General features: G+C 38.9%; 36 protein-coding genes and 1 riboswitch. Of the genes, 11 read left to right on the top strand and 25 right to left on the bottom strand.

The genetic code is table 11. From position 1 onward, the window contains the following. Window positions 1-71 precede the first annotated feature (71 nt). Window positions 72-650: a dehydrogenase gene (locus MKX73_RS14815; protein ID WP_340718108.1), complete on the bottom strand. Its 579-nt coding sequence runs from the start codon at window positions 648-650 to the stop codon at window positions 72-74. 212 nt (window positions 651-862) lie between these two features. Between MKX73_RS14815 and aspA the strand changes: the two genes are divergently transcribed. Continuing rightward, a complete protein-coding gene (gene aspA, locus MKX73_RS14810) occupies window positions 863-2,281 on the top strand; it encodes an aspartate ammonia-lyase (protein WP_340718107.1) in 1,419 nt (472 codons plus the stop codon). 48 nt (window positions 2,282-2,329) lie between these two features. Here the strand turns inward: aspA and MKX73_RS14805 are convergent, their stop codons facing one another. Genes MKX73_RS14805 through MKX73_RS14795 form a run of 3 tightly spaced genes read right to left on the bottom strand, consistent with a single transcriptional unit; the run spans window position 2,330 to window position 3,732 of the window. Next, window positions 2,330-2,632: a DNA primase gene (locus MKX73_RS14805; RefSeq protein WP_340718106.1), complete on the bottom strand. Its 303-nt coding sequence runs from the start codon at window positions 2,630-2,632 to the stop codon at window positions 2,330-2,332. Window positions 2,633-2,648: 16 nt separating this feature from the next. After that, a complete protein-coding gene (locus tag MKX73_RS14800) occupies window positions 2,649-3,320 on the bottom strand; it encodes a DUF771 domain-containing protein (protein WP_340718105.1) in 672 nt (223 codons plus the stop codon). Beyond that, complete coding sequence (locus MKX73_RS14795) at window positions 3,304-3,732, bottom strand: ATPase (protein WP_340718104.1); 429 nt, start codon at window positions 3,730-3,732, stop codon at window positions 3,304-3,306. The genes MKX73_RS14800 and MKX73_RS14795 overlap by 17 nt, the downstream gene beginning before the upstream one ends. Window positions 3,733-3,820: 88 nt before the next feature. Between MKX73_RS14795 and pgeF the strand changes: the two genes are divergently transcribed. Then, a complete protein-coding gene (pgeF, locus tag MKX73_RS14790; RefSeq protein WP_340718103.1) occupies window positions 3,821-4,582 on the top strand; it encodes a peptidoglycan editing factor PgeF in 762 nt (253 codons plus the stop codon). A 97-nt stretch (window positions 4,583-4,679) separates the two neighbouring features. On the opposite strand, the gene MKX73_RS14785 is transcribed toward pgeF, so the two are convergent. Beyond that, a complete protein-coding gene (locus tag MKX73_RS14785; protein ID WP_340718102.1) occupies window positions 4,680-5,075 on the bottom strand; it encodes a VOC family protein in 396 nt (131 codons plus the stop codon). 236 nt (window positions 5,076-5,311) lie between these two features. Here MKX73_RS14785 and MKX73_RS14780 point away from each other — a divergent pair, with 236 nt between their 5' ends. The 3 genes from MKX73_RS14780 to MKX73_RS14770 are packed head-to-tail and all read left to right on the top strand — an operon-like array spanning window position 5,312 to window position 6,554. Beyond that, window positions 5,312-5,647, top strand: a complete 336-nt coding sequence (locus tag MKX73_RS14780) for a PadR family transcriptional regulator (RefSeq protein WP_340718101.1) — start codon at window positions 5,312-5,314, stop codon at window positions 5,645-5,647. Continuing rightward, window positions 5,634-6,251: a permease prefix domain 1-containing protein gene (locus MKX73_RS14775; RefSeq protein WP_340718100.1), complete on the top strand. Its 618-nt coding sequence runs from the start codon at window positions 5,634-5,636 to the stop codon at window positions 6,249-6,251. Before MKX73_RS14780 ends, MKX73_RS14775 begins: the two co-directional genes overlap by 14 nt. A 12-nt stretch (window positions 6,252-6,263) precedes the next feature. Continuing rightward, on the top strand, window positions 6,264-6,554 hold the full coding sequence (locus MKX73_RS14770) for a hypothetical protein (protein ID WP_340718099.1): 291 nt from the start codon (window positions 6,264-6,266) through the stop codon (window positions 6,552-6,554). A gap of 22 nt (window positions 6,555-6,576) precedes the next feature. Here the strand turns inward: MKX73_RS14770 and MKX73_RS14765 are convergent, their stop codons facing one another. The 7 genes from MKX73_RS14765 to MKX73_RS14735 form a co-directional block, all read right to left on the bottom strand. Further along, window positions 6,577-7,383, bottom strand: a complete 807-nt coding sequence (locus MKX73_RS14765; RefSeq protein ID WP_340718098.1) for an aldo/keto reductase — start codon at window positions 7,381-7,383, stop codon at window positions 6,577-6,579. A 194-nt stretch (window positions 7,384-7,577) separates the two neighbouring features. Next, the gene (locus MKX73_RS14760; RefSeq protein ID WP_340718097.1) at window positions 7,578-8,576 is read right to left on the bottom strand and encodes an NAD(P)/FAD-dependent oxidoreductase; all 999 of its coding nucleotides are present in this window, start codon (window positions 8,574-8,576) and stop codon (window positions 7,578-7,580) included. Between the two features lie 205 nt (window positions 8,577-8,781). Further along, window positions 8,782-11,175 carry a heavy metal translocating P-type ATPase gene (locus MKX73_RS14755; protein ID WP_340718096.1) on the bottom strand — a complete coding sequence of 798 codons (2,394 nt, stop codon included), beginning with the start codon at window positions 11,173-11,175 and terminating at the stop codon, window positions 8,782-8,784. A gap of 95 nt (window positions 11,176-11,270) precedes the next feature. Further along, entirely contained in the window at window positions 11,271-11,477 is a 207-nt protein-coding gene (gene copZ, locus MKX73_RS14750; protein ID WP_251688345.1) for a copper chaperone CopZ, read from the bottom strand. 13 nt (window positions 11,478-11,490) lie between these two features. After that, window positions 11,491-11,817 carry a metal-sensitive transcriptional regulator gene (locus MKX73_RS14745; RefSeq protein ID WP_340718095.1) on the bottom strand — a complete coding sequence of 109 codons (327 nt, stop codon included), beginning with the start codon at window positions 11,815-11,817 and terminating at the stop codon, window positions 11,491-11,493. Window positions 11,818-11,916: 99 nt separating this feature from the next. Beyond that, the gene (locus tag MKX73_RS14740) at window positions 11,917-12,702 is read right to left on the bottom strand and encodes a class I SAM-dependent methyltransferase (RefSeq protein WP_340718094.1); all 786 of its coding nucleotides are present in this window, start codon (window positions 12,700-12,702) and stop codon (window positions 11,917-11,919) included. After that, window positions 12,690-13,124, bottom strand: a complete 435-nt coding sequence (locus MKX73_RS14735; protein WP_079526359.1) for a BrxA/BrxB family bacilliredoxin — start codon at window positions 13,122-13,124, stop codon at window positions 12,690-12,692. Before MKX73_RS14735 ends, MKX73_RS14740 begins: the two co-directional genes overlap by 13 nt. Before the next feature lie 317 nt (window positions 13,125-13,441). Between MKX73_RS14735 and MKX73_RS14730 the strand changes: the two genes are divergently transcribed. After that, on the top strand, window positions 13,442-13,606 hold the full coding sequence (locus MKX73_RS14730) for an aspartyl-phosphate phosphatase Spo0E family protein (RefSeq protein WP_340718093.1): 165 nt from the start codon (window positions 13,442-13,444) through the stop codon (window positions 13,604-13,606). Window positions 13,607-13,942: 336 nt separating this feature from the next. Here the strand turns inward: MKX73_RS14730 and MKX73_RS14725 are convergent, their stop codons facing one another. Together MKX73_RS14725 and MKX73_RS14720 are read right to left on the bottom strand one after the other, a co-directional pair. Further along, entirely contained in the window at window positions 13,943-14,077 is a 135-nt protein-coding gene (locus MKX73_RS14725) for a hypothetical protein (RefSeq protein WP_340718092.1), read from the bottom strand. A gap of 106 nt (window positions 14,078-14,183) precedes the next feature. Further along, window positions 14,184-14,408, bottom strand: a complete 225-nt coding sequence (locus MKX73_RS14720) for a transcriptional regulator (protein ID WP_340718091.1) — start codon at window positions 14,406-14,408, stop codon at window positions 14,184-14,186. 227 nt (window positions 14,409-14,635) lie between these two features. Between MKX73_RS14720 and MKX73_RS14715 the strand changes: the two genes are divergently transcribed. After that, window positions 14,636-15,169: a GNAT family N-acetyltransferase gene (locus MKX73_RS14715; protein WP_340718090.1), complete on the top strand. Its 534-nt coding sequence runs from the start codon at window positions 14,636-14,638 to the stop codon at window positions 15,167-15,169. A gap of 195 nt (window positions 15,170-15,364) precedes the next feature. Here MKX73_RS14715 and MKX73_RS14710 read toward each other — a convergent pair whose 3' ends face one another. Both MKX73_RS14710 and MKX73_RS14705 read right to left on the bottom strand, forming a co-directional pair. After that, window positions 15,365-15,697 carry a hypothetical protein gene (locus MKX73_RS14710; RefSeq protein WP_340718089.1) on the bottom strand — a complete coding sequence of 111 codons (333 nt, stop codon included), beginning with the start codon at window positions 15,695-15,697 and terminating at the stop codon, window positions 15,365-15,367. Between the two features lie 154 nt (window positions 15,698-15,851). After that, entirely contained in the window at window positions 15,852-16,523 is a 672-nt protein-coding gene (locus MKX73_RS14705) for a hypothetical protein (protein ID WP_340718088.1), read from the bottom strand. Window positions 16,524-16,738: 215 nt separating this feature from the next. Here MKX73_RS14705 and MKX73_RS14700 point away from each other — a divergent pair, with 215 nt between their 5' ends. Next, on the top strand, window positions 16,739-17,497 hold the full coding sequence (locus tag MKX73_RS14700; protein ID WP_340718087.1) for a hypothetical protein: 759 nt from the start codon (window positions 16,739-16,741) through the stop codon (window positions 17,495-17,497). Between the two features lie 72 nt (window positions 17,498-17,569). On the opposite strand, the gene MKX73_RS14695 is transcribed toward MKX73_RS14700, so the two are convergent. The 8 genes from MKX73_RS14695 to MKX73_RS14660 form a co-directional block, all read right to left on the bottom strand. Continuing rightward, on the bottom strand, window positions 17,570-17,788 hold the full coding sequence (locus MKX73_RS14695) for a hypothetical protein (RefSeq protein WP_340718086.1): 219 nt from the start codon (window positions 17,786-17,788) through the stop codon (window positions 17,570-17,572). 153 nt (window positions 17,789-17,941) lie between these two features. Then, window positions 17,942-18,250, bottom strand: a complete 309-nt coding sequence (locus MKX73_RS14690) for a monooxygenase (RefSeq protein WP_340718085.1) — start codon at window positions 18,248-18,250, stop codon at window positions 17,942-17,944. Between the two features lie 64 nt (window positions 18,251-18,314). After that, a complete protein-coding gene (locus MKX73_RS14685; RefSeq protein ID WP_340718084.1) occupies window positions 18,315-20,255 on the bottom strand; it encodes a translation factor GTPase family protein in 1,941 nt (646 codons plus the stop codon). A gap of 44 nt (window positions 20,256-20,299) precedes the next feature. After that, entirely contained in the window at window positions 20,300-20,641 is a 342-nt protein-coding gene (locus tag MKX73_RS14680) for a hypothetical protein (protein ID WP_340718083.1), read from the bottom strand. A gap of 138 nt (window positions 20,642-20,779) precedes the next feature. Continuing rightward, on the bottom strand, window positions 20,780-21,685 hold the full coding sequence (locus MKX73_RS14675; protein ID WP_340718082.1) for a cation diffusion facilitator family transporter: 906 nt from the start codon (window positions 21,683-21,685) through the stop codon (window positions 20,780-20,782). 178 nt (window positions 21,686-21,863) lie between these two features. Then, window positions 21,864-22,598 carry a metallophosphoesterase family protein gene (locus MKX73_RS14670; RefSeq protein ID WP_340718081.1) on the bottom strand — a complete coding sequence of 245 codons (735 nt, stop codon included), beginning with the start codon at window positions 22,596-22,598 and terminating at the stop codon, window positions 21,864-21,866. Window positions 22,599-22,634: 36 nt separating this feature from the next. After that, window positions 22,635-23,171, bottom strand: coding sequence for a histidine phosphatase family protein (locus MKX73_RS14665; protein ID WP_340718080.1), 537 nt, complete (start codon window positions 23,169-23,171; stop codon window positions 22,635-22,637). 27 nt (window positions 23,172-23,198) lie between these two features. Then, window positions 23,199-24,086 (bottom strand): alpha/beta hydrolase, encoded by an 888-nt coding sequence (locus MKX73_RS14660; protein WP_340718079.1) that lies wholly within the window; start codon window positions 24,084-24,086, stop codon window positions 23,199-23,201. Between the two features lie 250 nt (window positions 24,087-24,336). On the opposite strand from MKX73_RS14660, the gene MKX73_RS14655 reads away from it, so the two are divergent. Both MKX73_RS14655 and MKX73_RS14650 read left to right on the top strand, forming a co-directional pair. Beyond that, window positions 24,337-24,759, top strand: coding sequence for a cobalamin biosynthesis protein CobN (locus MKX73_RS14655; RefSeq protein ID WP_340718078.1), 423 nt, complete (start codon window positions 24,337-24,339; stop codon window positions 24,757-24,759). A gap of 1 nt (window position 24,760) precedes the next feature. Next, window positions 24,761-25,075: an ATPase gene (locus MKX73_RS14650; protein WP_340718077.1), complete on the top strand. Its 315-nt coding sequence runs from the start codon at window positions 24,761-24,763 to the stop codon at window positions 25,073-25,075. Window positions 25,076-25,110: 35 nt separating this feature from the next. Here the strand turns inward: MKX73_RS14650 and dut are convergent, their stop codons facing one another. After that, the gene (dut, locus tag MKX73_RS14645; protein ID WP_340718076.1) at window positions 25,111-25,548 is read right to left on the bottom strand and encodes a dUTP diphosphatase; all 438 of its coding nucleotides are present in this window, start codon (window positions 25,546-25,548) and stop codon (window positions 25,111-25,113) included. Between the two features lie 170 nt (window positions 25,549-25,718). Continuing rightward, window positions 25,719-25,903, top strand: a riboswitch (cobalamin riboswitch). 146 nt (window positions 25,904-26,049) lie between these two features. On the opposite strand from dut, the gene MKX73_RS14640 reads away from it, so the two are divergent. Next, the gene (locus MKX73_RS14640; RefSeq protein ID WP_340718075.1) at window positions 26,050-26,277 is read left to right on the top strand and encodes a glutaredoxin family protein; all 228 of its coding nucleotides are present in this window, start codon (window positions 26,050-26,052) and stop codon (window positions 26,275-26,277) included. Window positions 26,278-26,305 lie beyond the last annotated feature (28 nt).

Here is a 26,305-nt window from a genome sequence, read left to right as displayed (position 1 = left end):
GTTTTCTTCTTGCAGAAAATTCATGACCAAAAAAATATTACACCGAAAATTCGATATTTTCAGTGTAATATTCATATAGAGGAATTGGTAGCCCCTCGTATTACTGTATTCATTAACTGCAGTTTTTCCTGAACTGTTGAATCTTCTTCATATATTGTTCGATTGATATCGATCAGCTTACCCTTTGTTGTACCGGTTTTTTTCATTTTGACAACGTACGTATTGTCCAGAGCAATTTCTGTGCACTCGATGTCTTCCTCGCTGCGAAGATCTTCCGGATAGTTTAACGCAATGACTAAAGTATCCCCGTCTTTTTCGATTTTTTCAATTTCTCTTCCACAGCCGTCCGAATACCCTGTAACAAACAGTACTTCCTCTGTTTCAAAATCGACAGGTGGAACCGATTCAAAACCAAAAATATCGGCCCAAGTCGTATACAGCTTTTCATCCTGCACGATTGATATACTCGTACCAACCTCAGGAGGTATCGAATCTAAATGAAACAGTAATTCATAGTCCACTTTATTTTCGTCATTTTCCTCTTTTACCGGTTCAGTTGAATCGGAGGATGTTTCATTTTCTTTCGTACTACATGCCGCAAGAAGCAAGATCATACCCAAGACCAACATGTAACTTAACCATTTCTTCATTGTCATTCACCCCATTTCTTTCCTAATTAGTCGTTTAAAAAATCAAAAAGTTACGAAATTCCCTCATTATATTTGTTAATATTGGTTAATTTAAACTTACATGAGAACGTTGAATAAACTAATAATTCAGCAAGTAAGCTTTTATCATAATATGGCGTATAATGTAGTTGTTTATGCAACTATTACACCATTCTCTTGGAGGGTTTGTACAAATGAGTACACGTATTGAAAAAGACTTTTTAGGCACTTTAGAAATTCCAAAGGACGTTTATTATGGCGTTCAAACAACTCGTGCATTAGAAAATTTCCCGATTACTAAAATGACAATGCACCCTGAATTAATTCGTGCATTTGCTATCGTGAAGAAAAGTTCGGCACTTGCAAATGCTGCTATCGGCAAATTGGATCCAGTAATTGCTAATGCAATTGCCCAGGCATCAGATGATATTATTTCAGGACGATTACACGACCAGTTCGTTGTAGATCCAATTCAGGGCGGAGCAGGCACTTCAATGAATATGAATGCCAATGAAGTAATTGCAAACCGTGCACTGGAAATTTTAGGGGAAGAAAAAGGTACTTATTCAATCATTAGTCCTAACAGCCATGTCAATATGGCGCAATCAACAAATGATGCATTCCCGTCTGCAATCCACATCGCTACAGTTTCTACGTTAAATAATTTAATTTTGGCGATGGAAATGATGCGCGATAGCTTTATCAGAAAATCAGTAGAATTCGATTCAATCGTTAAAATGGGTCGTACGCATTTACAGGATGCCGTACCTGTTCGTTTAGGCCAGGAATTCGGTGCATACGCTGCCGTTGTTTCCCGTGATATTGCCCGAATCAAAAAAGCGCAGCAAACAATGCTGCAAATCAATATCGGAGCAACTGCAATCGGGACAGGCCTGAATGCGGACCCTGAATATATGAAATTGGCAGTAGATAACATCGCGACTTACAGTGGATTCCCGTTCATAAAAGTAGACAATTTAATCGATGGTACACAAAACACCGATACGTATGCTGAAGTGTCATCAATGCTGAAAATCGCCATGATGAATATGTCGAAAATCTGTAATGACTTACGTTTAATGGCATCAGGTCCAAAAGCAGGATTTGCAGAAATTCGCTTACCGGAACGTCAACCAGGTTCTTCAATTATGCCGGGTAAAGTAAACCCGGTTATGCCGGAAGTCATCAACCAAATTGCTTTCCAAGTAATCGGTAACGATGTAACAATTTCACTCGCTTCAGAAGCAGGACAATTTGAGCTGAATGTAATGGAACCAGTTCTAGTATTTAATCTGCTTCAGTCGATTGAAATTATGACAAATGGCTTTACAGTATTTACAAAATACTGTCTGGATCATATTGAAGCAAATGAAGCGCGTCTGCATGATTTTGTAGAGCGTTCAATCGGTGTTATTACAGCACTTGCGCCACACCTAGGCTATGAACGTTCAAGCCAAATTGCACGTGAAGCACTGCATAGCGGTAAATCCGTACGCGAACTTTGCTTAATGTACAACTATTTCACGCTTGAGCAGCTGGATATTATTTTAAATCCATTCGAATTAACGCAACCAGGTATTGCTGGCGAACGTGCATTTGAAAAACAACAATAAAATTTAAAACGAAAGCTCCGCCGAGATATTCCCGGCGGAGCTTTTTCATTATATATAGAGCACTTCTTTTGCGAGTGAAATCGCTCGCTTGCTGACTTCCAGCTTGTCGCCGTCCGCATTCAGCTTCACGACATCATTCGGTTCATCAAAAATGGATTTCAGCTGTGCTTTCGGTTTGACCCCAACCATTATCGGTCCTCTTTCGGCCTCATTAGTCTGCAGCTTTTCCTGCTCTCGTGCGACACTTTGACCTTCACCGATTTTCGGGAAGGCTGTAGTTTGCTGCTGTAAATTTCGGGGACGTGTCTGGTTGTTTAAACTGGAACTCCCTGTACCAACAGAACGAATCATAAAAATCCCCTTTCATCTATCTTTTCTTACTTTTTCGTATATCAATATCCGCGTATATTTCCGTTTCCTGAAGCGCCTGATTAGCAAGCTGATCCGCTTCACCGTTTAGTTTGCGGTCAATATATTGATACTCCGGTCGAATCCCGAGTTTCTGGAGTTTTGCATCGATTTTATCCGCCCAAGTTGTTAGAACACTATCGGTTACTGCCCATTCGCCGTTCATTTCATTAATGACGACTTGGGAATCGCCGTAAATCTTTATTTTCTGGTGATGAACACCCATTTCCTCCAGCTGTTCGACCGCAAGATTTAATGCCGCATATTCCGCTTCATTGTTTGATGTTAAATACTCCGCCAGCCGGTTCGTCCGCAAGCGATAGTTTTTTCCGTTCTGTTTATAATAGACGACTATCCCTAAACCGGCCAGCTTTTCTTCTCTATTAAAACCGCCATCAAAATAGACTTCTACTTCGGTAGGTTCTGTTTCGAGAGATTTCAAATATTTTTTCAGCTCTTTTAATGTCCAGGTACTGTCATGTTCATCCGTCATCACAATATTTTTTGTACGTCCTGTATTTTCCATATCCAGTACGAGTGTATAGGCATGTGCTGCAGGAATTGCCTCACTTCGCCATGTGATTTCCTGCTTTGCCTTTGTCATGTATTGCCATTCAATCGTCAATTCCAATCGGCTCTCCCCTTCCATTTGTCGTCTGCTGCAAATTTTCTTTATAAAACCAGTTAATACACAGTGTACTAACCATTATGCCAACTATAAACGGTGGTGATACAAAAAATAAAAAATCCGCGCTGCCGACCGGTGCTTTCATAAAGTATCCGAATACGATTGGCTGCAGAATGCAAAAAACAAAGCTTGTTAAGTAAAGTGCCCGTTTGCTGTAATTTTTACGCATAATGTACAACACATAATACCATGGAATCACGACAAAAAAATAAATCGGCAAAACATAAATAATAAGGGCAGCAGCAGTTCCAAGTGTGATCATTTGATTCAAAGTAGGCAATGAAAGCGCGATAAAGACAATGACCGCCATGACATAAGGTAAAAAACCCGTTAAAATGATTTGCCAACTTTTCATCACATACCCCCTATTTTTCATTATTATACCAAACACCAATTGCCTATACAAAATTTGCTTTTACGGGTATAGTACAGGGGGTGATAAAATGAAGATAAAATTTTATGAAAATAATGAAAAACGCGTACTGGGCATAACTTTGAAAGATCCATCATTTGCCGAGGACAATAATATGGCACTCCATGTTTGCAAAAACAAAGCTGATATTATCGAAAACCGCGAACAGCTGGCCACACTGCTGCAAACAGATCTATCTAAGTTTGTATGCGCGAATCAGACACATAGCGCAAACTTCTTCCGTGTGGAAAAATCCGAAATCGGCAAAGGAGCTACCGACAACGCAACTGCTGTTTCTGACACCGATGCACTGTATACGTACGAACCGAATGTCGTGATTTCCAGCTTTACCGCAGACTGTGTACCTGTCTTATTTTACAATGAAAAAACAAATGTCATCGGCGCTGTTCATTCCGGATGGCAAGGGACGATTAAAGAAATTACATTGAAGCTGCTGCAGCATTTACAACAAGAGGAAAATTGTAATTTGAGTGATTTGAAAGTAATGATCGGGCCTGCAATCAGCCAGGAAAAATTCGAAGTGGATGCCGATGTTCAGGTAAAATTCAAAGCACTCGGCTATGCGGATGAATTTATGTATTGGAATGAAGAAACAGGCAAATTCCATATCAACAACCAGCTAACCGTGAAAAAACAGTGCATGCTAGCAGGAGTGCCTGAAGAAAATATTACGATTGACTATATGTGCACATATATTGACAAGGATGGATTCTCCCACCGCCAGGACCGCTCAACAGGCAGACATTTGAGCTTTATTATGCGGAAGGAATAGATTCTTTAGTGTAGAATATGCGATAACGGAACACCTGTAATTTAGCAGGCATTCCGTTTTTTGTTTTAAAGAGGTTAAAACATCAAAGCAGGAAAGGTTATGGTGCAACCAATTCAACCTTAATTCTATCTGGATCTTCAAAAAATACCGCGTAATAATCTTCCCCTCCTGCATAGGGATGTTTATCCGTATAAAGGATTTTGACACCTTTCCTTTCCAACATTTTTGTCATATCATCTACTTCTTGACGGGAGCTTGCATGGAAGGCCAAATGGTTTAGACCAACCCGACTTCTATGGTAAGGGACATCCATAAACCGTTCTTCTGCTTGCACAAAAACGATATAGGTCTCTCCCATTTTCCAACTCTGTCCGCTTTCCCACGATTGAAAAGATTCATATCCCAATTCTTCTAAAAACCAACCCCAAAAATTGATGGAACTTTTTAAATCTGAAACATACAGTTCAATATGATGAATAAGCCCTTTTGACAAAATACAACTTCCTTTCTTTAACCAATTAATCCGTAATCGATGAATGGGAATCATTCATCTTATCCTTTTTTAAGCTCTAACTGATATGTAATTTTAAACTACTGTTATGTTTCGTCAACCATTTTAATAGCTAGAATTCCCTTTTACCTTAAACCACTTACATATGATTTCATTTAATACATTGTATTACGATGTACATTGGATTAATATGTATATAAAGGAGGTGATTGTAAATAGTGGAAAAGGAAATGATGAAAGGAAGTATCGATATTTTACTGCTATCCCTACTGGCAGAACAGGATCGATACGGCTATGAAATGACAAAGCAGCTTCGTGTATTGAGCGATGAAGCCTACTCAATGAATGAAGGTACGTTATATCCGGCGTTAAAGCGTTTAGAACAGCAGCGTTTTGTGACGAGTTATTGGCAAGACGAAACTTCCGGGAAACGCCGGAAATACTATGCAATTACAGATGTAGGTCGTGAACAATTAAAGCAAAAATTATCGAGTTGGGAGCAGTTGACCCGTTTAATAAAACGAACGGCAGGTGGATTGTATGGAAGTCGTTAAACAATATGTTGAAAAAATTGCAGGAAATTTGCCAATCAATGATGATGAACGTGCATTGATGAAAGAAGAAATTGAACATCATATTTTGGAGCATATCGATGAATTACGAATGGTTGGTTATTCCGAACAGCAAGCCATTCAACATGCTTTGCAGTCGTTTGGTGAAGCGCATCACATTGAAAAAGAAATGAAAAACGTATTGTTTCCGCATTATAAATGGATACGCTTTTGTGCAGCGATCGTATTTACAATTTCTACACTATGTATTAGCGCCAACTTTATTTCAAAATGGCTGGAGCCCCGTAATGCTTCACCTATTTCCATCGGTGTGATAGTCATGCTGCTTTTCATTTGCACATTCGTATTCGGTGCATGGGAATTATTATATAACGAAGCTAAAAAGGCTTATAAAACAAAATGGCTTAATGTGACAACCATTTTTATCGTACCGACGTTATTGTATGAATTAATCGTATATTTTCAATTCCAGCCGGATACTTTAGAAGATTGGTTACTTCACGACGAACTGTTGATTCCATTATATGTAATCTTTTACGTTGTAGGGCGTCAATTATATACGTATAGTATAGATGAAAAAAATTAGGGGTTGAAAACATTGGGAGTCGCATTATTAGTTATCATTGTTGTCGTAGCGATTGGCCGGGCATTATCGAAAGGTCAATCATTAAGAAGAAAGCGGATTGTATGGGGGATCTTAATCATGATTGGATTAAACCCGTTCGTTTCCTGGCTAGTTGGAATTTGTTTCGCTATTTTTGCCCGAGAAGGCTTTGCGGGAATGGGTGTAATGGTCATACTATTTATTTCAATGTTTTTCATTGGTGCTATTATTTTGATAAGTGGCCTGTTAACTAAGGTTGAAATCAAACAAGCGTCTCCAAAATAGGAGACGCCTAGTAAATGCCTTATTAAAGGTTATCAATTTTTTCTACATCCGCTGCAGTCAGTTCGAAATCGAAAAGGTCCAGATTCGCTGCCTGATTTTCACGGTTGTGTGATTTCGGAATAACGACCACGCCGCGCCCTATTTGGTATTTCAATAACACTTGAGCACCGGATTTCCCATATGCCTTACCGATTTCATCCAGTACTTTATCTTGATGTTCTTCCGTTTTCATCGGTCCCCACGCTACGGGTGTAATGCCCTCTTCCTTCAAAACATCCAGGAGTTCTTTATTTTTTTCTGTTAAATTAATTTGTATTTGATTAACGGCTGGCTTCACTTTCGCGAATTCATTCAATTCATCCAAATGATTTTTCTTGAAGTTTGAAACGCCGATTGCTTTCAGTTTGCCCGCCTCATAATATTCTTCAAAAACTTCCCAAGTGTTTTTAAGCTGCTCTTTGTCTTCGATCGGAGCATGAATCAGAAGCAGGTCCAGATAGTCTGTTTTGAAGTTTTTTAGACTATTATCAATGGCTGCACGCGTCGATTCCTTTGAGGAAACATATTCTTCCCTCGCAGGAACTTTTGTCGTAATGAACAGCTCTTCCCGAGGCACTGAGCTTTCTGCTAAAATCCCCCCGACAAGCGCTTCGTTTCGATAACTGATCGCTGCATCTATTGAACGGTATCCCAGTTCAAGTGCTGATTCAAGTTCAGGAATTTCATTTTTTAATTCACCATTATAGTCTTTATTTACTTTACCGTACGTATTAGTACCGGTACCAACAATCGGCATTTTTACTTCATTATTAAGTGTAATATATTCCATAGTTTAGGCACTCCCCTTGTATCTATCATTATTTTCCTGCTCACTCTATCATAACGAAAAATGGAATTTTCAGAAAGTAATAGGTAAAGGTCTTCGCAAAATAATAGATTTTGATACATCAAACAAATTTGTAACATCGGAAGAAAATAAAAATACCACTTCCCCGTAAGGAAATGGTATTTATCAATATATGGCTAATTCCCTTTAAAAAGATCCGTACTGTGCGGTACATGTTTTTTTGCTGTCGGATCAATATACAGCCGCGCTGCACTGATGGCAACCGGCGCTTCACCGAATCCCGTTGCAATCAACTTCACTTTTCCATCGTATGTTGTGACGTCCCCAACCGCATAGATTCCTTCGATATTGGTTTCCATTTTTGGGTTGACGATAATGGAATTTCTCTCGATTTCCAAACCCCACTCTTTAATCGGTCCTAAAGAGGATTTAAATCCATAATTTACGATGATATCGTCGACTTCAAGTGTTTCCTTTTCGCCTTCTGCATTTCGGATGATAATCTGTCTAATACCATTTTCATCGCCAACCAATTCATCAGGCATATAAGGCGTTTTTATTTCAACACCGGAATTGAACAGATTTTCAACGCTGTGTTCATGCGCCCGGAACTGATCTCGTCTATGCACAAGTGTAACTTTCTTAGCAATCGGTTCAAGCATAAGCGACCAGTCAATAGCAGAATCCCCGCCACCGAAAATGACAACATTTTTCCCTTTGAATTCACTTATATTGTGGATGAAGTAATGAAGGTTTTTGCCTTCGTAATAATCGGCTCCTTCAACTTCCAGCTGTCTTGGCTGGAATGCACCAAGACCTGCTGTAATGATGATGGTTTTTGTATAATGTATTTCTTTATCGGTTGTCAGCTTAAATGTTCCGTCCTCCAACTTTTCAATGGCTTCAACACTTTGACCAGTTACGATCGACTGCTCAAAGGCTGACATTTGTTCTTTCAGATTATTGACAAGTTCCTGTGCACGGATTTTTGGAAATCCTGCGATATCATAAATATATTTTTCCGGATAAAGTGCTGCAAGCTGCCCGCCTAATTGCGGCAGACTTTCAATCAATTTCACTTCAAGCTGGCGCATGCCTCCATAGAATGCCGTAAACATCCCTGCAGGACCTCCACCGATAATCGTGACATCATATACCTTTGAATCTTCATTCATATTATTGGCCCCAATCATTATAAGAAATTAGAGTGCTAGTATGTTCAAACGCATTTAACACTTCATTGTACGTTTCCACAACAAACTTTTTTAAAACAAATGCTGTATTTCTATGTTGGAATATTCTTATCGAATTTAAACTTCAATATTGATTGTCAGCTTCCTTCAATCCCATCCGCATTCTTTATCCAGGATACCGGATATTTTACAATTTCACACGCTGCAGCCTTAAAGCATTCAATACAACCGAAACGGAACTGAATGCCATCGCTGCACCTGCTACCCATGGAGCAAGGAAACCGAGCGCGGCAATCGGAATACCGATGACATTATAGGCAAATGCCCAAAACAGGTTTTGTTTAATATTCGTCATCGTTTTACGGCTCATTAAAATCGCATCGGCAATACTGTTCAGATCCCCGCGAATTAATGTAATGTCCGCCGCTTCCATCGCTACATCCGTACCCGTACCGATCGCCATCCCGATATCAGCTACCGCAAGTGCCGGTGCGTCGTTGATCCCGTCCCCGACCATTGCAACATTCCGACCTTGCTGTTTCAATTTTTCGATTTGCTGTGCCTTTTGTTCCGGCAGCACTTCTGCAATTACTTCATCAATACCCACTTCAGCAGCAATCGCTTTTGCAGTACGCTCATTATCTCCTGTAAGCATAATGACGTTCAGGCCAAGCGCATGCAGACGTTTTACCGCTTCGGCAGATGTTTCTTTTACCGTATCTGCAACCGCAATAATTGCTGCAAATTGTTTGTTAATCGCAACAAGCATCGCCGTCTTCCCATGCTGTTCCAATGAAATCAGCTGCTGTTCAACCGCTTCATCGATACTGATTTGTTGATCTTGCATCAGTTTTCTCGTACCAACGGCAACTTCTGTATTATCCGCTTGTGCTTCAATGCCGAGCCCGGGAAGTGCCTGGAATCCAGAAACAGCCGAAAGCGTAATCCCGCGCTCTAACACTCCTTCAACAATCGCTTCTGCCAATGGATGTTCGGATTGTTTTTCTGCTGATGCAACAATGCGAAGTACATCATTTTCGGCAAAATCATTGAACAGCACAACTTCTGTCAGCACCGGTTTCCCATTTGTTACAGTCCCTGTTTTATCAACTACAATCGTATCGACAAAACCTGTCTGTTCAAGATGTTCTCCGCCTTTAAACAATATGCCGAGCTGTGCGGCACGTCCTGAGCCCGCCATAATCGAGGTCGGCGTTGCCAAGCCGAGCGCACATGGACATGCGATAACAAGAACGGCAATCGTCGCTTCAAATGCCTGGACAAATTCTCCGCCGATCAGCCACCATAAAATAAATGTTAGAGCGGCAATCCCTACAACAATCGGTACAAAAATATTGGAAATCTTATCGGCAAGACGCTGAATCGGTGCTTTGGAACCTTGAGCGGACTCGACAATTTTAATGATTTGGGATAATGCTGTTTCACTCCCAACTTTTAATGCCTTCATTTCCAGTGCACCATTTTTATTCAATGTAGCACCATAAACAAAATCTCCGATGTTTTTTTCCACCGGTAAACTTTCACCTGTCAGCATCGATTCGTCCACTGCTGAAGTTCCCGAAACGACTTCCCCATCAACAGGAATTTTTTCACCCGGCTTCACGCGGACAATATCATGGATGCGTACTTCTTCAAGCGGTACAGACTGTTCGACGCCATTACGGATCACCAGTGCTGTTTTCGCCTGCATCCCCATCAACTGCTTGATTGCCTGTGATGATTTGCCTTTTGCACGCGCTTCAAACAGTTTTCCTAATAAAATCAATGTAATCAACACCGCGCTCGTTTCAAAATACAGGTGCGGCATATGACCGTTCGGATGTGCGAGCATTTGGTAAATACTATAGAAATAGGCCGCACTTGTTCCCATCACAACGAGCACATCCATATTTGCAGCACCACTGCGCAATGATTTATATGCTCCCACGTAGAATTGCCAGCCAATAATAAATTGAACAGGTGTTGCTAATGCCAGCTGTACCCAAGGATTCATAATGATGTCAGGCACATATAAAAAGCTCGTAAATGAAAAATGGGCAACCATCGTCCATAACAGCGGCAATGATAAAATCGCCGCCGAGATAAATTTAACCGTTTGCCGCTGAATTGCTTTCTCCCGATGATCAACCGGATTGCCTTCAACAACTGGCTGTGCGCCATAACCGATCTTTTCAATACGCGTAATAATATCGGACACTGAAACTTGTGACGGGTTGAATTCTATTGTCGCCTTTTCCAATGCCAGGTTCACATTTGCCGAAGCAATCCCGTCCATTTTCCCGAGCACTTTTTCGATTCTTGCCGAACATGCCGCACATGTCATTCCGTCGATTGTGAAATCCGCTTTTTCTTTGACGACATCATAGCCGAGCGCCTGAATCTTCTGCTCAATATCCTGTGCTTTAATAACCGTTTCATCATATTGAATTGCTGCTTTTTCAACTGCCAGGTTGACGTTCGCCGATTCGACTCCATCCATACGGTTCAACCCTTTTTCAATCCTTGCCGAACAAGCAGCACACGTCATACCTGTTACTTGCAATGTCAGTTCTTTCGTCATATTTTCACCTCTTTATACCTTTAGGGGGTATAAAATTTTGTAAAAAGAGAGGTTCTCTATACTAGAGAACCTGAATCATTTGTAAATTTTCATTATTAAACAACGTCATAACCTTGCTCATCAATCGTTTCTTTGATCTGCTCAACAGTAACGGCATCTTCGTTGTACGCAACCGATACCTTTTTCTCGGCAAGGTCCACTTTTACTTCCTGTACACCAGCTAATGCGCCAACACTAGTTTCTACAGATTTTACACAATGGCCGCAAGACATACCATTAACATTTAACGTTACATTTACCATACTTGAACACTCCTTATTTTTTCATCATTTTTTGAATCGTTACGACAAGTTCGTCCAGTACTTCTGTATCGCCTTCATTCAGACGATCCACGACACAGCCCTTTAAATGACCTTCAAGCAAAATTTTTGCGACACTGTTTAATGCCGATTGTGTTGCCGATAATTGTGTAATAATATCATCACAATAAACGTCTTTATCGATCATGCCTTTAATGCCGCGGATTTGCCCTTCGATTCGATTCAATCTCGTTGTTAAATCTTTTTTTATCGGTTCAGGATGATGACTTTTACGACAGCTTTCATCATGTGTTTCCAATAGACTATCGTTTTCATGAATCATTCAATCAATCCCCCTTACATATTTTCACATTACCATACCTGTAAGGGGTATGTAAAGCATTTAGAAAAAACGTTGAAGTTCTCAAAAGAACCCAACGTTTTATTTTTCGTACACACCATAATGAAACTTGGACGTTAACCTGACATCACGCTGAAACTGGTATTTTTCAAACCAGTCCGATTTAAAATGTGCCTTTAACACGACGCGCTTTTTCGCTACCCGTTTTGCTTCAGCCACCCATTCATCCGTCAATGTCAGGTGCTTCCCGGCATAGCGCAGTGCTTCAAAATTCGTTGATTCTTCAATGACTTCTTCGAACATCGGATCCATGTAGACGACATCAAAACTTTCATCTTCCTGCTTCTTTAAATATTCCACTGCTGTTGAATGAATCACTTCAATATTCCGCATGCACGCAGTTAATGGAAGTTCGGTCGTATCATAGTTTCGCATCCCTGTTTTTACAATAAATGCGACGTTATGATCAGCCTCTACACCAATCACTTTACCTTTTTCACCAACAACATAAGCTGCCAATAAACTGTCCGCACCAATCCCGAGTGTGCAATCCAAAAATTTATCCCCTTTTTCCAGTGCACAGGCAGTCAGCAACGGCTCGTCTTCACCTCGAGCGACACGTTTTAAACGGAATGCGGCAGAATTGGGATGAAAAAAGAAAGGCGCCTCGGCACCTTTCGCATAGTATTCATAACGATTTTTCCCCGCGACAATGACATTGGCATCGTACACTTCTGAAAGCTTACGTACCGAACGTTTTTGGCGCGGAACAATTGTTGCCTGCAGCTCCTTACTTGCAAATTCAGCTAACTGAAGCGATTGCTCGTCCGGTCTGCCAGCCGTTGTGACAATCGTTACTCGGCACATACTTGTTTTAACACATCGGATAAATGATCACGGATTTGTTCCATTGGATGTCCTTCGATCTGATCACGTGGTATGAAATAAGCTAATTGACCATCTTTTAAAATTGCCATTGATGGTGAGCTTGGCGGTACTTCATCAAAGTATCCGCGCATCGCTGCAGTCGCTTCCGGATCTTGACCTGCAAATACCGTTACAAGCTGATCAGGTTTCACATCTGCCACTGCTTCGCGAGCAGCCGGACGTGCCAGACCTGCCGCACAACCACAAACTGAATTGATGACAACTAAAGCTGTCCCTTTTGTTTCAGCCATAAATTCGTGTACGCTATCTGCCGTAGTTAATTGTGTAAAACCTGCACTCTCAAGTTCCGTACGCATTGGCTGAGTTACTTGACGCATATATTCATCATAAGCATTTGTCATTTTTCATAACCTCTTTCTGTTTATATGTATTCACATCGCTCATTATATCAATGATGGTACCAGTTGTACAAAAATTGGATTTCAAAGGTTTCTATAAACCCACTCCTGTCTGACAAAATGCATACCTTTCAAATATAGTCAAACATAACGTTCCCTATTTATGTATATAAATTTTATATTTTACAAATTATTGAATTATGCTTTTTTAGCATGTTTCGACATATTTCTTGTCCGAAATAAGATAGGATGAAACAGTTGTCATTTTATATTAACAAAAGTTTTAAACCTACCAACTACTACTGAAGGGAAATTTTTCTATGAAATTTTTACTGTTTAAAAAGTTACTGAAACTAAGAATTGAGACAAAAAGAAAACTGATGTACAAAAAAGCACATGCTTTAGGATTCACTCATCCGGAAGTCGTGAATTGCAGTCAGGAACTGGATGAATTACTTAATAAGTATTCGGATATTGCCGCTTAATTAAAATGAACGATTACATATTGTTTCGCTTCTAATTGAATTTGAGTAAATACCGATTTATTAAATGCACATAGTTCATGAATTACGGATGAACTATGTGTTTTTTTGTGTAATCCCTATCTAACACTACAATTTTCCCTTATTTATTTTTCTTAGCTGCTGATTTTTTATACTCTATGAAGTCTTATCTATGTATTTGGATATCTCTTGGTTACTGGAGTATAGGAGGATTATTGTTAATCGGCTTAGACGGATTGCGCTTGCTTCAGATAATGCTTTATGGTTAGACATCTGTCAAAAAAATAACCCTCCACAATCAAAAGTGGAGGGTTTTATTTATTTTGTTTTAACATATTCCGAAATTTCCCTTCTAATTAAATACATACGTTTTAATTTTTTTAATCTAGGATTACTCTTCACAATATTTTCAAAAAAGTTAGTTGCCCCCATTCTTTTTAAAGCTTGCATCATTTATTCACCTCCCCTTACTGTAATATAACACAAATAGTCAGAAAATTCCACAAAATTATTAAATTAATGATAATAATTTTTTCTATTCGATAATATTATATATATTCTAAGCTTCTAATCCTTTTGCATTTTTGCTTACAGGATGTACAGCCAAAATATTATCTACAATAAAATTTCGTTTTGCATGACGGGTAAAACAATACGCCTGCACATGGTCTCCGGAAATTTTAATTAGTTTGATTCGACGCTTTGTTATTGACTGACTTTTGGCGATGTACACAATATCCAAAATTTGATTGAGTTGCATCGCTTTTCTTAATTGTTCCCTCATTATTCCACTCCCTCTCCTTCATTATAGAACAAGTGTTCTGTATTTTCAATTATCAAAATTACCCATTTCTCGCGCCTTTTTAAGGTCGATCTATGGATTACACAATGAATTTTAAAGATTTATTTGCTCCAAATTAGGCGAACCTTTCAAAGCAGTCAATGTAATATCATAATGCGTTCTATTATGCTAAAATAATAAAATTCGAACATACGAAGGCAGGTACATTGATGAATATTTACCCTTATGAAACGAAATATGCTGTGCAAATTGCGGCATTGCTCAACAATTTTTTACCATTTGAACCAGAAACCGCTGATACAGTCGATCAGGCTGGCGGCATCCGTTTTGTAGCCGTTAATGAGCTTGATGAAGTTGTCGGTTATATTGCAGGTTATGAAATATTGGATTTCAACAAGGAGTTCCCTTACTTTCACGAAGAGCTGCAGTCATTAAAGGAACTGGTCGCAACAGGCATCAGTTATTATACAAGTCATTTTGTCGTCCATCCAAAAGAGCGGAAAAAAGGAATTGGAACTATGCTTGTACGTGCTTATCTTGAAGCCGCACAGCCGATTGCAAAAACGATCGTTACGGTTGGCTGGGTACAGTCCGATACAAACCGCTGGGCTGCAGAGCGACAATTTGCATCACAGGGCTTTGAACCATTTATTTACATGCCGCGCTATTTCGAGCCCTATCAAGTCGATTGCCCAAGCTGCAAAGGTCTTTGTTATTGCGATGCACATATTTTTGTGAAATAAGCATAAGCGTTGTCTCAAAATATTGTACCAATAGAAAAAGCAGAACCGTCGTTTTAACAACGTTCCTGCTTTTTTTCGTGTATTCCCAACTTTTATTTTAAGGAGCTTATTTTATTTATTCTTCAATTAAGTTAAAAGATCCTTTATCTTGGCAGAATTCTCGTTAGCATAAGTACAATACTTCACATTCTTTCATCACGCGGGAGGAATGACACGATTAACTAGCAGTATAAAGAAAAGCAATCCTATGCCAAAGAAAACAAGGGAAGCGAAAAACGCAGGTCCTCTTTTAAAAACAAAGTTCTCTCTTTCTTGAATAATTCCTGTTATGCCTGCATTTCTCGCTGTAAAGAAGTCCGAAAAAGGTCCTCCTCCACTTGTTAATAAAAAAAGCAACCCGCTAAATACTGCACCTAAAATTCCCATTATCTCAATAAATCGAACCGAGAACGTAATTGCAACAATAAAGGTAATTACTGACTCGATACATAAGGTTAGGAAAAATAGCAAACTATTCTTTTTGTTCATAATTCTTCAACTTCCCTTGTTAATATTTTCAATTATGAAGTAAATTCGATTTACATAAATATTCCTAATTAATATAATTTTACCATAACAATCAAAAATTAGCGCGTTTGTGTTTAATGGTTTGTTTTGGATACGTTATTCGTTCTTGTTTAAATTAAGAATTCTTATAGCTTGTTATGTTAAATTGGAATATTTCAGTTTCAAAATTATATTTTTTAATAACATCAGTTGCAAACTGTTTTACTTCTTTTTTGGTATTTTCATCAAACTTATCGTGTGGTAATACTAATGTTATTACAACGTTTTTGTCTGAAAATACGTCCCCGTGTACGGCAACATCATAACCTAATTCATTTAAACTTAGCATGATGTCACCCATTAAATCATTATAACTTAGCCTTTGTGAAACATGATTTCCTTCTTTTTCTGAACTATAAAAACTTGTTATGTTATATTGAAATAATTCTGAATCAAAATCATTTTGTTTAATAACGTCAGTTGCTAATTGTTGTAAATCTTCTTTCATCTTTTTATCAATTTTCTTACTTCCTAATTTCACAATTACTTCAATGTTTCCGTTAGGTAAAACAGCATGGTCTAAAACAAACCCATAATTTTCGCCATGTAAGTTACTTCTTATCTGCCACATCAAACTCGTTAATTCAAGCCTTTCTTCTTCGGATAAATAAGAACCACTTTCTTTTTCTTTACCAGAAACCTGTATATATAAAAATAAGGACACTACTACCAATAATATTGAGACAAAACTGATTACACTAATTTTCCCTTTTTTTATAACAACACCCCCCTTTTTAAGGTATGCCATTGTTTTTTTAAAAGAATTAAAAGTTCTTACCTAAACTACCTTGCGACGTTTGGTAACCAAATTAAAGTAAAAAGCAGCCAAGACTGTAGGTAAGTCTTAGCTGCCGATCATTGGGGAACGAAAATACTAACGCACTAAAGCACCCGTAATTGTAGAAAAAAATTAAAAGAACATATTTCCGCATCAATAGAGCAAAATAATTTTGAGGTGCTTCTATGTTAACTTCCAAAAGAATTATTTTATTTATTATTTGTGTAGTGATTTTTAATATAAGTATTGCTCCACTTTATTATGCAGAAGAACCAGATGAAACTAAACGATTAGAGAAAAAAATTGAAGAACTTAAAATACAATTAAAAGAAGTGGAAAATCGGCTTCAGAAACTTGAACCTTCCAAACCCGAAATTATTTCTGACCCTCCTTGGAAAGAGCAACCTTTCCCATCAAATATGGTCCAAATTTCAGAAGTGATTAAAAATGGAACTAAAATTTCATTTGATGTAATAGTAAATAAACCAGAATATAAAAGACCTGCTTATGAGGAACACTGGTATAGCACGACCGGAAGATGGAGTTATATTCCTAGTAGAATTCATTATGCCCTACACCGATTATTTACTAATTATGATATTGGACTCTCTGGTTGGTATGATTTCGAACACAACATGGGATTATCTATTCCAATGTTTCAAAATGAAAATGATCTGGATCTATATATCGTCGCATTTCAGACCGAAATTACAGATGTTTATACACTAGGAAATCAGGTCGTTGTTGTCGGTCACCCAAAAAGAACTGGTGTTCAGGCAATTACAATTAAAACAAGGGCAATAAATCCATCTAATAAAGAAGAACCTTTGTTAGTTCAATTAACAACTCAATCAGGCGATGAAATTGATTATTCATTAATTTCTTATATGCCTCCTGATTTTTGGTCAAAGAAAAAAGAAATATTAAATGAGCGTAAGCCTTAAAAAAGACAAAAGACACTTCAAGTCTTTTGTCTTTTTAACGTTAGTCAGAAATACAGCTAGATTTAGGGTCATTTATAGAGATACCCCCCAAACTGAATCGGCAATGACAATTAATATACATAAAAATGAAAATAGTATGTAAGCAACACTGATACTAATTAAAAAAGTATGTTTTTTCACAGATTGTTCTGGATGATGGATTATAATTTTTAGCAAATTGATAATATTGACACAAAGCACGATTGAGAAAAGTGGAATACCTATTAAAGATAAAGGAACTAATGTTTCCATTAAACGCTAACCTCCCCCCTTTATTTGTGGGATATATTTTATTATACGTTAAGTTCCAAACAACCCAAACTCGGATGTTAAGTTTGATTAAATCCGAACACGAATAGAGAGACACCATCATTGTGTCTCTCAAAATATGGAATGCTCTTTTATTTATACGTTAACCGGACCTTTGTTAATGTTCGTTAATGACTCATTCACTGCAAAAATTTTGCTGTTGATTGCAGTTATCCCGAAGCCATTTAGACGCTTTGAATGCATTTCCAAGTAAGCTTCTGCAGTTTCCTTTGTTTCAAATAAGTAAATACCGCCCGCTTCGCCTGCTTCCGCATCCTCTGTCCAAATTTTCCAAAGCACGCCTTCTTCTTCGTTAATACTCTCTGCCAACCCTTTAAAACCGGCAGCCATTTCTTCGCCGAATGGACCATCCATTTTAAAATCCACCTGTAAAATATATGCCATTAAATGAGCCTCCTTTTCTATACACTTTAGTCATACTTCTTTATTATTCTGCAAAATCCTTCTTTCAATCGTTTTCAGTTACTTCACAATGCATCGCGTCTTTTGCTTCATGCCAGGCCACACTGTAGCCCTTCCCTTTTGCACAAAATATGCTGGAAGATGTATATTCCGGGTCGGCGTTTTTATTGTAGCCAATTTGTTCTATGATTTCATTGCTGTTATGACAGAGATCATAGCCATCAAATTGCAGTGATAATGCCCCTTTTCCGTTTGTGTAAGCGGCAAATTGAGTGGAATAATCCATAAAGGTTGCTACAGGAGCACGTCCGTGTAATGTCACGGTATCTTCTGTTAAAATCGGTGCTTCAAATGTCCCGCTTGCCTGTTGAATATCCGACATCATCCGGCCAATATGGTCGTTTGACGCTTTCATCTTAAATCGATAATAAGGCTCCAACAGTACATTTTCTACTTGTTCAAGCCCTTGTCGCAATGCTCTAAACGATGCTTCACGGAAATCTCCGCCTTCTGTGTGCTTAATATGTGCACGTCCAGTTAGTAGCGTAAAATGAATATCCGTTATCGGAAAACCTGTAAGTAATCCGTGATGATCCCGCTCAAATAGATGCTTTTCTATTAATCGCTGATGCCCGATGGATAAGTCATCGGCATGACACTGGTTCGAGAATGTGTTGCCTGCTCCGCGCGTGTTTGGTTCCATTTTCAGATGCACTTCTGCATAATGCTTTAACGGTTCAAAATGGCCATAGCCGACTGTAGGCGCAGCAATCGTTTCTTTATATAGAATTTGCGGCTTGCCGAAGTGCACGTCAATTTCAAAGCGGTCCTTCACCAGTTCGGTTAATACTTCAAGCTGAATCGTCCCCATAACATGAACCGAGATTTCCTGGAATTTCTCATTCCATACGACACGTAAACTTGGCTCCTCCGCTTCAATTTCACGAAAAATCCGGTGAAGTTCTTTAATATGTAGCGAACCTTCATACATCACTTTCGCCTGCAATGCCGGAATCATTTCAAATTGTGCAGGATTTGCTTCGGTAACTCCAATCATATCTCCAATAATCGGCGTCGCCAGTCCCTTCACCGCAAAAATATCGCCCGCCTGCACTTGTTGAACCGTCGTAAAACTGCTGCCATTGTATAGCCGGATTTCCGTTACTTTTTCTGTCGTATCACCGAATGTAAATTCATCGCGCACTTTCAAAACACCCGATAATGCTTTCATAAATGTGAGACGCTGCTGATTGTCATGGCGAATTTTATAGACCTTACCTTCAAATGGACCGTTCACATCGAATGTTGTTTCTGTCAGTTGCACAATCGTTTCGAAAAAATCCAGTACCCCCTCATCTTTTAAAGCAGATCCCGACATACAAATAAATGCCTGTTCCTTCTGAATCATCTGCTTCAGCTTTGCCGTACCATCGTTCTCCGTTAATTCGTCTGCGAAGTATTTTTCCATCAGCTGCTCGTCATGATCCGCTAGCCACTCTTTTACGAAAGTATCAATGCCATTATTGAACAACAAGGCATTTGGGGTTAAGTCTTTTTTAATGGCAGCCATTACCGCATCAACATCTGCTCCTTCACGGTCTACTTTATTTATGAAGATAAATGTCGGAACATGGTGCTCCCTCAGCAGATGCCAAACCGTTTCCGTATGCCCTTCGATTCCATCAACCGCACTGACAATGACGATGGCCGCATCCATTATATGAACCGCACGCTCCATTTCCGGTGCGAAATCGATATGTCCCGGTGTATCGATCAGTGTATACACATGCCCGTTGTAGTCAATACGGCCCTGCTCCGCGAAAATCGTAATCCCGCGCTGCCGTTCAATGGCATGATTATCTAAATAAGCATCTTGGTGATCCACCCGCCCGCGCTTTTTAATCGCATTTGTATGATAAAGCAATTGTTCACAAAATGTCGTTTTGCCAGAATCGACATGAGCGACTATCCCGATTGTTGTATGCAATAGTATTCCTCTTTCCTTTTCATAAATTTTGAATTACTATCCGGTCATTCTTGTGAAAGAAAATAATTTCTCATTTCCTCTGGCAGTTCTTCTATATTAATAATTTCCAATTTTGTAGTACCAGGAGTTGTTTGAATCAAGAAACTTTTCTCATCAAACTCCAGTATTGTAAACTGCTGCACCATATTCGGACTAAATTCTTTCTTTATGTATTCAACAATCTCGGCATCGAAATTTTCTTCATCCAAAAACAGCGATTCCGGTTTTTCAGTATTCCTTAAAGTTTGCATCAGTTCCATTGAATTGGAGGGGTTTGTTAACAGCCATTCAAATAATGGGATTGATACAAGGATTAATACGGCAATGACTGCAACTACTTTTTTCATATAATAACCTCCAGTATAGATAAAGCTCGCAAGTACTTACATTTTAACAGAAGATGGATGATTATGATTCACTCATAGAAAAAAGCCATTCTCCCCTCACTGCCAGTAAAGGAGAATGGCTTGTCTATCGTTTATTTATTAAAAATGGAAATCATCTTCGCAAATAACCAGCTCTTTCGGATCATACGGTTCAATATGGACAAGTGTTGTCGCATATGGATTCAACCGCTTCACTTCATTTTCAATCTGCTCTGTGATGGCATGTGAGTCCCGTACATTCAGATGAGGATTGACACTGACCGTAATATCGACAAGGATTAGGCTGCCGTGCTGTCTGCCGCGTACATCGGTAACATCACGGACACGCGGAATTTTCGAAACACGCTCTTCAATCGAACTGATCAATTCCGTATCAAATCCGTCCGTTAAGGAGAATACCGCTTCTTTAAAGATTTCGATTGCTGTTTTAATAATGATTAAACCGATAATGAAGGCCGTTATCGTATCGACGATCGGGAAACCTAATATTGCTGCGGTAATACCGATAGCTGTCCCAATACTGACATAGGCATCAGAGCGGTTATCATAGGCCGCTGCTTTCACAGCAGAACTGTTAATTTTATTTGAGAGGTTCAAATTATATTTATATACGGCAAACATAACGGCTGCACTGAACACGGCTACAATTATCGTTAAAATGGAAGGATCCTGATCGATCGGATTGGCGATTTTTTCACCTGCCGATATAAGTACTTCGATCCCGACATAAATCATAATAAATGATGCAACAAGTGATGCGATCGTTTCTGCACGAAAATGTCCGTATCGATGGTCATCATCAGGCGGGCGCTGGGAAATTCTGAGTCCGATCAACACGGCTACTGAAGCAATAATATCCGTTGTATTGTTTAATCCGTCAGCCTTTAATGCTTCCGAATCCCCTAAGTACCCTGCTGCTAACTTAAGCGCGCTTAAAAATATGTACGCAATAATCGATAAATATGCACCTTTTTCGCCCGCTCGTAAATTTGTATATTGCTCCAAAATGTTTCCTCCCTGAAAAACTTCTTTAAACACGAAAGAGGTCACCCCGCACAAAATCGAACGGGATAACCTCTTTTACATATCGTTAATAGTAGTATACCAAATAATCAGGGGAAAACATACATTCAAGAAAAATATTATATAATTATAATTTTATACTCCTTCTAAATGGCACCAGTCAGTTATTATAATGTTCGGTTTTGTCCGATGTAACAGCATACATGTGAATGATTTGGCCCTCTTCCGACAAAACGATGCCATTCAATTGACCTGTAAAATAACAACCGCCGTCTATTCCAATATATTTTTGGTCTTTACTAATCCAAATATCATTGCAATCATGGATATGTTGTAATGGTGTATGACCAAAAACATTAATATAGGGTGTTTTATTTTCATTTTTATAATGTTGGCGGATCCATATGAAATTTTCATCCTGCGTTTCATCGACTGTCGCAAAAGTCGAATCAAATCCTGCATGCGTCAATAAAAGATTTCCTGCAATTTCATATAATTTGCCGTTATTTAAAAAATCCAATTCCTCCGCAAATTCCTCTTTTACGACTTTCGCTTGTTCAATCGGCTCAAGTTCACTTACTTCAGCGGGTAAATACTTTAAAAATGAGGCCATTGTTTCCCGGCCGCCATATTTGTAATAGAAGGCATACTTTTGCCCAGGGTTTTCGAGAAAATCCAACAGCATCGCTTCATGGTTCCCTTTACAAAATATAACCTGTTCCCCGTATTGTTTCTTTAAGTCCATTACTTTTTGCACAACCTCAAATGACTGAGGACCCCGGTCAATCAAATCCCCGAGTAAAACAAGGCTATCTTTTTGATTCCAATACTTTAATAACTTTTCAAAAGCTTTATACTGGCCATGGATATCACTAATAATAAAGTAATTTTTCATATTGCACCTGCTTTTCTACAACCTATTTTACGCTGCTTATTGCCAAATTCGATTTACAACTGCTTGTTCATTGCTAAACGCTATTTCAAAGACATCCGGATTCGACAATTGTCTCCATTCGTCGAATCCAAAATCCGGTCGATAATGGTTGAGTAGTAATGACATGATATTGCCGTGTGTAACGATTGCCGCTGACATATGAGAACACTGTTTTAATTCTTCTACTAATTCAGTAATGCGTTGTGCCGCTTCGTTACTTGATTCCCCGCCCGTAAATTTTAAATCCCGATCTACATAAGTTTGTTTCAATTTCCCCAGCCAATCCGGAAGATTTTCGCCACTTAATAACCGCTCACTTAACCGATGATCAATTTTGAATGGAATATTGTTTTTCCGGACAAATGGTTCTATTGTATGTAATGCTCTTGTAAACGGGCTTGATATCACAAGTTCAATCGGATACTGTTTCAAAAAGTTTGCCAGCTGCTCACTTTTCTCATTGCCAGCTGCTGTTAACTTGGCCTTCGGATCTTGTCCTTCTGCTTCAGCATGTCGTATAATATATAATTTCATTCTGTAAAAGCTCCTTGTTCTTTTGTGCTAATTTTTTATGATCCTAAGCAGCTGCTTCATTGCTTTCTTTGCTTCCGGAATCGGAAATACCGGAAAAACATGATTCATTCTTGGGTATTCGAAGTAGTGGACTGTTACACCTTGTTCTTTTGCTCTGTCAAGCTGCATGTTTGCATCGACAAGCAGCAGTTCACCCGTCCCGACAAAAACAGTAAGTTGACCGATGTCTTTCAGTTCTCCATGTACAGGACTTATTTTAGGGTCGGTTAACTCCAATCCGTCTGCCCATAACCTGCCAAGCTCCTGTGCCCCTGCCACTCCCAGCATCGGGTCCAGTTTTTCAAGTTCTTTGTAGCGCGGATCTTCACCCCGTACATCGAGCCATGCGGAATGCAGAACAATATGCTGCGGCTGCTTTTTGGAACATCGCTTTACATCCTGCGCCAAAGCCAATGCCAGTCCGCCGCCTGCTGAATCCCCCATGAAAATAAACGGTGCATCATATTTTAAGACGAGATGATCATATAAATCATGAATGGCATTAAAGCACGCTTTATGTGTATGTTTGGGCAGCTTCGGATAAATCGGCACGATGATCGTGAAATTTGTCTCCTGTGCAAGCTTCACTAAATAGCGCCAATGAAAAATCAGTGGATCATTAATATAGGCGCCGCCGTGGAAATAGTAGATGACCTTTTCCGGTGTCTGCTGTTCATTGATCGTATAATAGGACATACCATTCAGTTCGTCTTTTTGGATTTGGTGCTGCTCTTGGAATTTAGCATCCAGTTCATATGGTCTCTCGTTATGTTTCATTGCAATAAAATCATCGAGCAGCCGTAAATCCATAAATTTCTTCTTCGTTCCGCGCAGTACTAAAAATTTCTCAAACATCACACTTTGCACGCTTCGCATACAATACCTCCCTTTATCTCACATACAATTTTTACAATTTTCCATTTTTATCAATTCGACTAAAGTTGATTGATCCCCTTCTAAATGAAAAATAGCACTTCTTATTCATATGCTGATGGAATCACTGTTAGAAAAGCGCAGCAGGTTATTTTCACCTATTACTATTTCAAAAAAACAAAAATGTCATAATTCTGAAACTTTTTTCCAACCTATTCGTAAATTAGGTAACAGATTTAGAGGGGGAATAATCATGCTTACCGGATTTTACAGTGCTCTTATCATTTTCACTTTGTTATTTATCATTGCTGCTTTCTTTTTTATCCGGCAGTTCGTTAATAAGCAAGTATCTCCCTCTAATTTGAATACAATTATGCTTGGCGTGCTAACATTGTTTATGCTGATTGTTTCAGGTATTTACAGCTATGATTTTTTTCATCTGCAAACAGGTGATCAAAGAACTGCTGGAGGGATTTGCGAAATTACCTTTGTAAACGGACATGGTAGAAGTATTGATACGACCGAAGTTATGATTGAAGATAAAGTTTACAATATCAAGTCCAGTACGTACAAAGACTTCCCTGATGGGCGTTATCATTGTGAATTAACATATTTACCGATTTCAAAAATTGTTACTGATATTGAAATTCTAACTAAAGGAGAGAAAGGAGACTAATATGGTTGATTTTGATTTTTTAATTGATTATACATTCATATTAATTGTAGTTTTAATTACGACACTCGTTTTATCTATGTATTACAGGAAAAAACCCAAAGTGGATAAAGGGTTTAAGTTTGCCTACCATGGCCTATCATACCGCCGTAAATTTTTACGCACGATTTATTCCATACCGTTATGTATTTTTCCGTTAGCAATCATTTATTATTTTGAGGGGTTTACCGCTAACTTTATATTTGTTACGCTGCTGCTCGTGATTGTATTTGTATTTCAAACATCATACAACTATGTAAAGTGGAAAAAAGAAGATTAAAAAGCCTGAGTTCATCCAGAACCAGGCTTTTTCCATTATTTCACTCCGCTCGAACCAAATCCCTTATCACCGCGCTCCGTATCCGATAGCTCGTCCGTTTCTTCAATGAACACTTGCGGGACATATTGAACGACTAACTGAGCAATACGCATCCCCTTTTCAATCGTAAACGGTTCTTTCCCGTGATTGATTAAAATAACCCCAATTTCACCGCGGTAGCCTGCATCGATCGTACCTGGACTATTTAACACCGTAATCCCGTGTTTCAAAGCTAATCCGCTACGTGGACGTACTTGTGCTTCTGTTCCTTCCGGCAATTCGATTTGAAGTCCGGTTTTAATTAACCCGTATTCCCCAGGCAGTAAAACTTGTTCTTCAACTGCGCTCAAATCCATCCCTGCATCCCCTTCACGTGCCTGTTTCGGTATTCCTGCGTCAGGGTGGGTTTTCTTAATTTTTAATTGTATCGGCATATTCAACCAACTTTCTTTTTGTATTATCTAATTACATGCAGTTATAACAAAACCATATTTTTTCTTTATTTTCAATAGGGAGTTTTCTAGGATATTGGTTGGATTTATGGAATCTCTCATTAGGCCCTTTACTTTTATGTTATTAACGCTTATACTCAATTCAACTATATATTGTGTTTTTTTAGCAAGGTACTACTAAATGTAGTTTAAAAGGGAAGTTTGGTGAGAAACCAACGCTGTCCCCGCAACTGTAAATGCTGACTGAAGGCGAATAGACCACTGTGCTACTAGCATGGGAAGGTACGTCTGACGGATGAAGCAAAGCCAGGAGACCTGCCTTGTTAAAACTACGTACATTTCTTCGGGGAATAGGAAATGGAGGCGCGCTCTCTTTCCGTTTCCATTTCAAGCTATCCTGTTTTCCGGGATAGCTTTTTTGTTTTTCCCCCGCAATATATGTACGGCACAATCATTAGTAATACTTATATAGCGAGGGATTCTATGATGAAACTTTATACGAAAACAATTTGCCCAAAATGCCTCTGGGTAAAATCCGAACTTGATGCAGCCAACTTGGAAGTAGAGGTCATTAATATTGACCAGGACGAAACAGCAAAACAAAAAATAATCGATGCAGGTTTTCTTTCTGTACCGTTATTTGAAATAAACGGTGAATTTATTGCGGAGCCGACTTCTATTATCGATCGCATTTCTGAAATGACAGCGTGATCATTTATGCTTCACGAACTGGCAATGT

This window comes from Solibacillus sp. FSL W7-1436 (assembly GCF_038007305.1).
Classification (GTDB): domain Bacteria; phylum Bacillota; class Bacilli; order Bacillales_A; family Planococcaceae; genus Solibacillus.
The sequence above is the reverse complement of the archived record's forward strand: the minus strand, read 5'-3'. Positions and strand labels throughout refer to the sequence as shown.

What these genes read in the sequence shown, in the direction of transcription:
- MKX73_RS14695 (WP_340718086.1), bottom strand. Translation starts at nt 17,788, where the DNA reads ATGGAAACATTAGTTCCTTTATCTTTAATAGGTATTCCACTTTTCTCA.
- MKX73_RS14755 (WP_340718096.1), bottom strand. Translation starts at nt 11,175, where the DNA reads ATGACGAAAGAACTGACATTGCAAGTAACAGGTATGACGTGTGCTGCT.
- MKX73_RS14805 (WP_340718106.1), bottom strand. Translation starts at nt 2,632, where the DNA reads ATGATTCGTTCTGTTGGTACAGGGAGTTCCAGTTTAAACAACCAGACA.
- MKX73_RS14710 (WP_340718089.1), bottom strand. Translation starts at nt 15,697, where the DNA reads ATGAACAAAAAGAATAGTTTGCTATTTTTCCTAACCTTATGTATCGAG.
- MKX73_RS14730 (WP_340718093.1), top strand. Translation starts at nt 13,442, where the DNA reads ATGAAATTTTTACTGTTTAAAAAGTTACTGAAACTAAGAATTGAGACA.
- MKX73_RS14815 (WP_340718108.1), bottom strand. Translation starts at nt 650, where the DNA reads ATGAAGAAATGGTTAAGTTACATGTTGGTCTTGGGTATGATCTTGCTT.
- MKX73_RS14715 (WP_340718090.1), top strand. Translation starts at nt 14,636, where the DNA reads ATGAATATTTACCCTTATGAAACGAAATATGCTGTGCAAATTGCGGCA.
- MKX73_RS14740 (WP_340718094.1), bottom strand. Translation starts at nt 12,702, where the DNA reads ATGTGCCGAGTAACGATTGTCACAACGGCTGGCAGACCGGACGAGCAA.
- MKX73_RS14735 (WP_079526359.1), bottom strand. Translation starts at nt 13,124, where the DNA reads ATGACAAATGCTTATGATGAATATATGCGTCAAGTAACTCAGCCAATG.
- MKX73_RS14760 (WP_340718097.1), bottom strand. Translation starts at nt 8,576, where the DNA reads ATGAATGAAGATTCAAAGGTATATGATGTCACGATTATCGGTGGAGGT.
- MKX73_RS14720 (WP_340718091.1), bottom strand. Translation starts at nt 14,408, where the DNA reads ATGAGGGAACAATTAAGAAAAGCGATGCAACTCAATCAAATTTTGGAT.
- MKX73_RS14680 (WP_340718083.1), bottom strand. Translation starts at nt 20,641, where the DNA reads ATGAAAAAAGTAGTTGCAGTCATTGCCGTATTAATCCTTGTATCAATC.
- MKX73_RS14745 (WP_340718095.1), bottom strand. Translation starts at nt 11,817, where the DNA reads ATGATTCATGAAAACGATAGTCTATTGGAAACACATGATGAAAGCTGT.
- aspA (WP_340718107.1), top strand. Translation starts at nt 863, where the DNA reads ATGAGTACACGTATTGAAAAAGACTTTTTAGGCACTTTAGAAATTCCA.
- MKX73_RS14795 (WP_340718104.1), bottom strand. Translation starts at nt 3,732, where the DNA reads ATGAAAAGTTGGCAAATCATTTTAACGGGTTTTTTACCTTATGTCATG.
- MKX73_RS14650 (WP_340718077.1), top strand. Translation starts at nt 24,761, where the DNA reads ATGGTTGATTTTGATTTTTTAATTGATTATACATTCATATTAATTGTA.
- MKX73_RS14690 (WP_340718085.1), bottom strand. Translation starts at nt 18,250, where the DNA reads ATGGCATATATTTTACAGGTGGATTTTAAAATGGATGGTCCATTCGGC.
- MKX73_RS14660 (WP_340718079.1), bottom strand. Translation starts at nt 24,086, where the DNA reads ATGCGAAGCGTGCAAAGTGTGATGTTTGAGAAATTTTTAGTACTGCGC.
- pgeF (WP_340718103.1), top strand. Translation starts at nt 3,821, where the DNA reads ATGAAGATAAAATTTTATGAAAATAATGAAAAACGCGTACTGGGCATA.
- MKX73_RS14765 (WP_340718098.1), bottom strand. Translation starts at nt 7,383, where the DNA reads ATGGAATATATTACACTTAATAATGAAGTAAAAATGCCGATTGTTGGT.
- MKX73_RS14775 (WP_340718100.1), top strand. Translation starts at nt 5,634, where the DNA reads ATGGAAGTCGTTAAACAATATGTTGAAAAAATTGCAGGAAATTTGCCA.
- copZ (WP_251688345.1), bottom strand. Translation starts at nt 11,477, where the DNA reads ATGGTAAATGTAACGTTAAATGTTAATGGTATGTCTTGCGGCCATTGT.
- MKX73_RS14670 (WP_340718081.1), bottom strand. Translation starts at nt 22,598, where the DNA reads ATGAAAAATTACTTTATTATTAGTGATATCCATGGCCAGTATAAAGCT.
- dut (WP_340718076.1), bottom strand. Translation starts at nt 25,548, where the DNA reads ATGCCGATACAATTAAAAATTAAGAAAACCCACCCTGACGCAGGAATA.
- MKX73_RS14700 (WP_340718087.1), top strand. Translation starts at nt 16,739, where the DNA reads ATGTTAACTTCCAAAAGAATTATTTTATTTATTATTTGTGTAGTGATT.
- MKX73_RS14705 (WP_340718088.1), bottom strand. Translation starts at nt 16,523, where the DNA reads ATGGCATACCTTAAAAAGGGGGGTGTTGTTATAAAAAAAGGGAAAATT.
- MKX73_RS14655 (WP_340718078.1), top strand. Translation starts at nt 24,337, where the DNA reads ATGCTTACCGGATTTTACAGTGCTCTTATCATTTTCACTTTGTTATTT.
- MKX73_RS14640 (WP_340718075.1), top strand. Translation starts at nt 26,050, where the DNA reads ATGATGAAACTTTATACGAAAACAATTTGCCCAAAATGCCTCTGGGTA.
- MKX73_RS14725 (WP_340718092.1), bottom strand. Translation starts at nt 14,077, where the DNA reads ATGATGCAAGCTTTAAAAAGAATGGGGGCAACTAACTTTTTTGAAAAT.
- MKX73_RS14665 (WP_340718080.1), bottom strand. Translation starts at nt 23,171, where the DNA reads ATGAAATTATATATTATACGACATGCTGAAGCAGAAGGACAAGATCCG.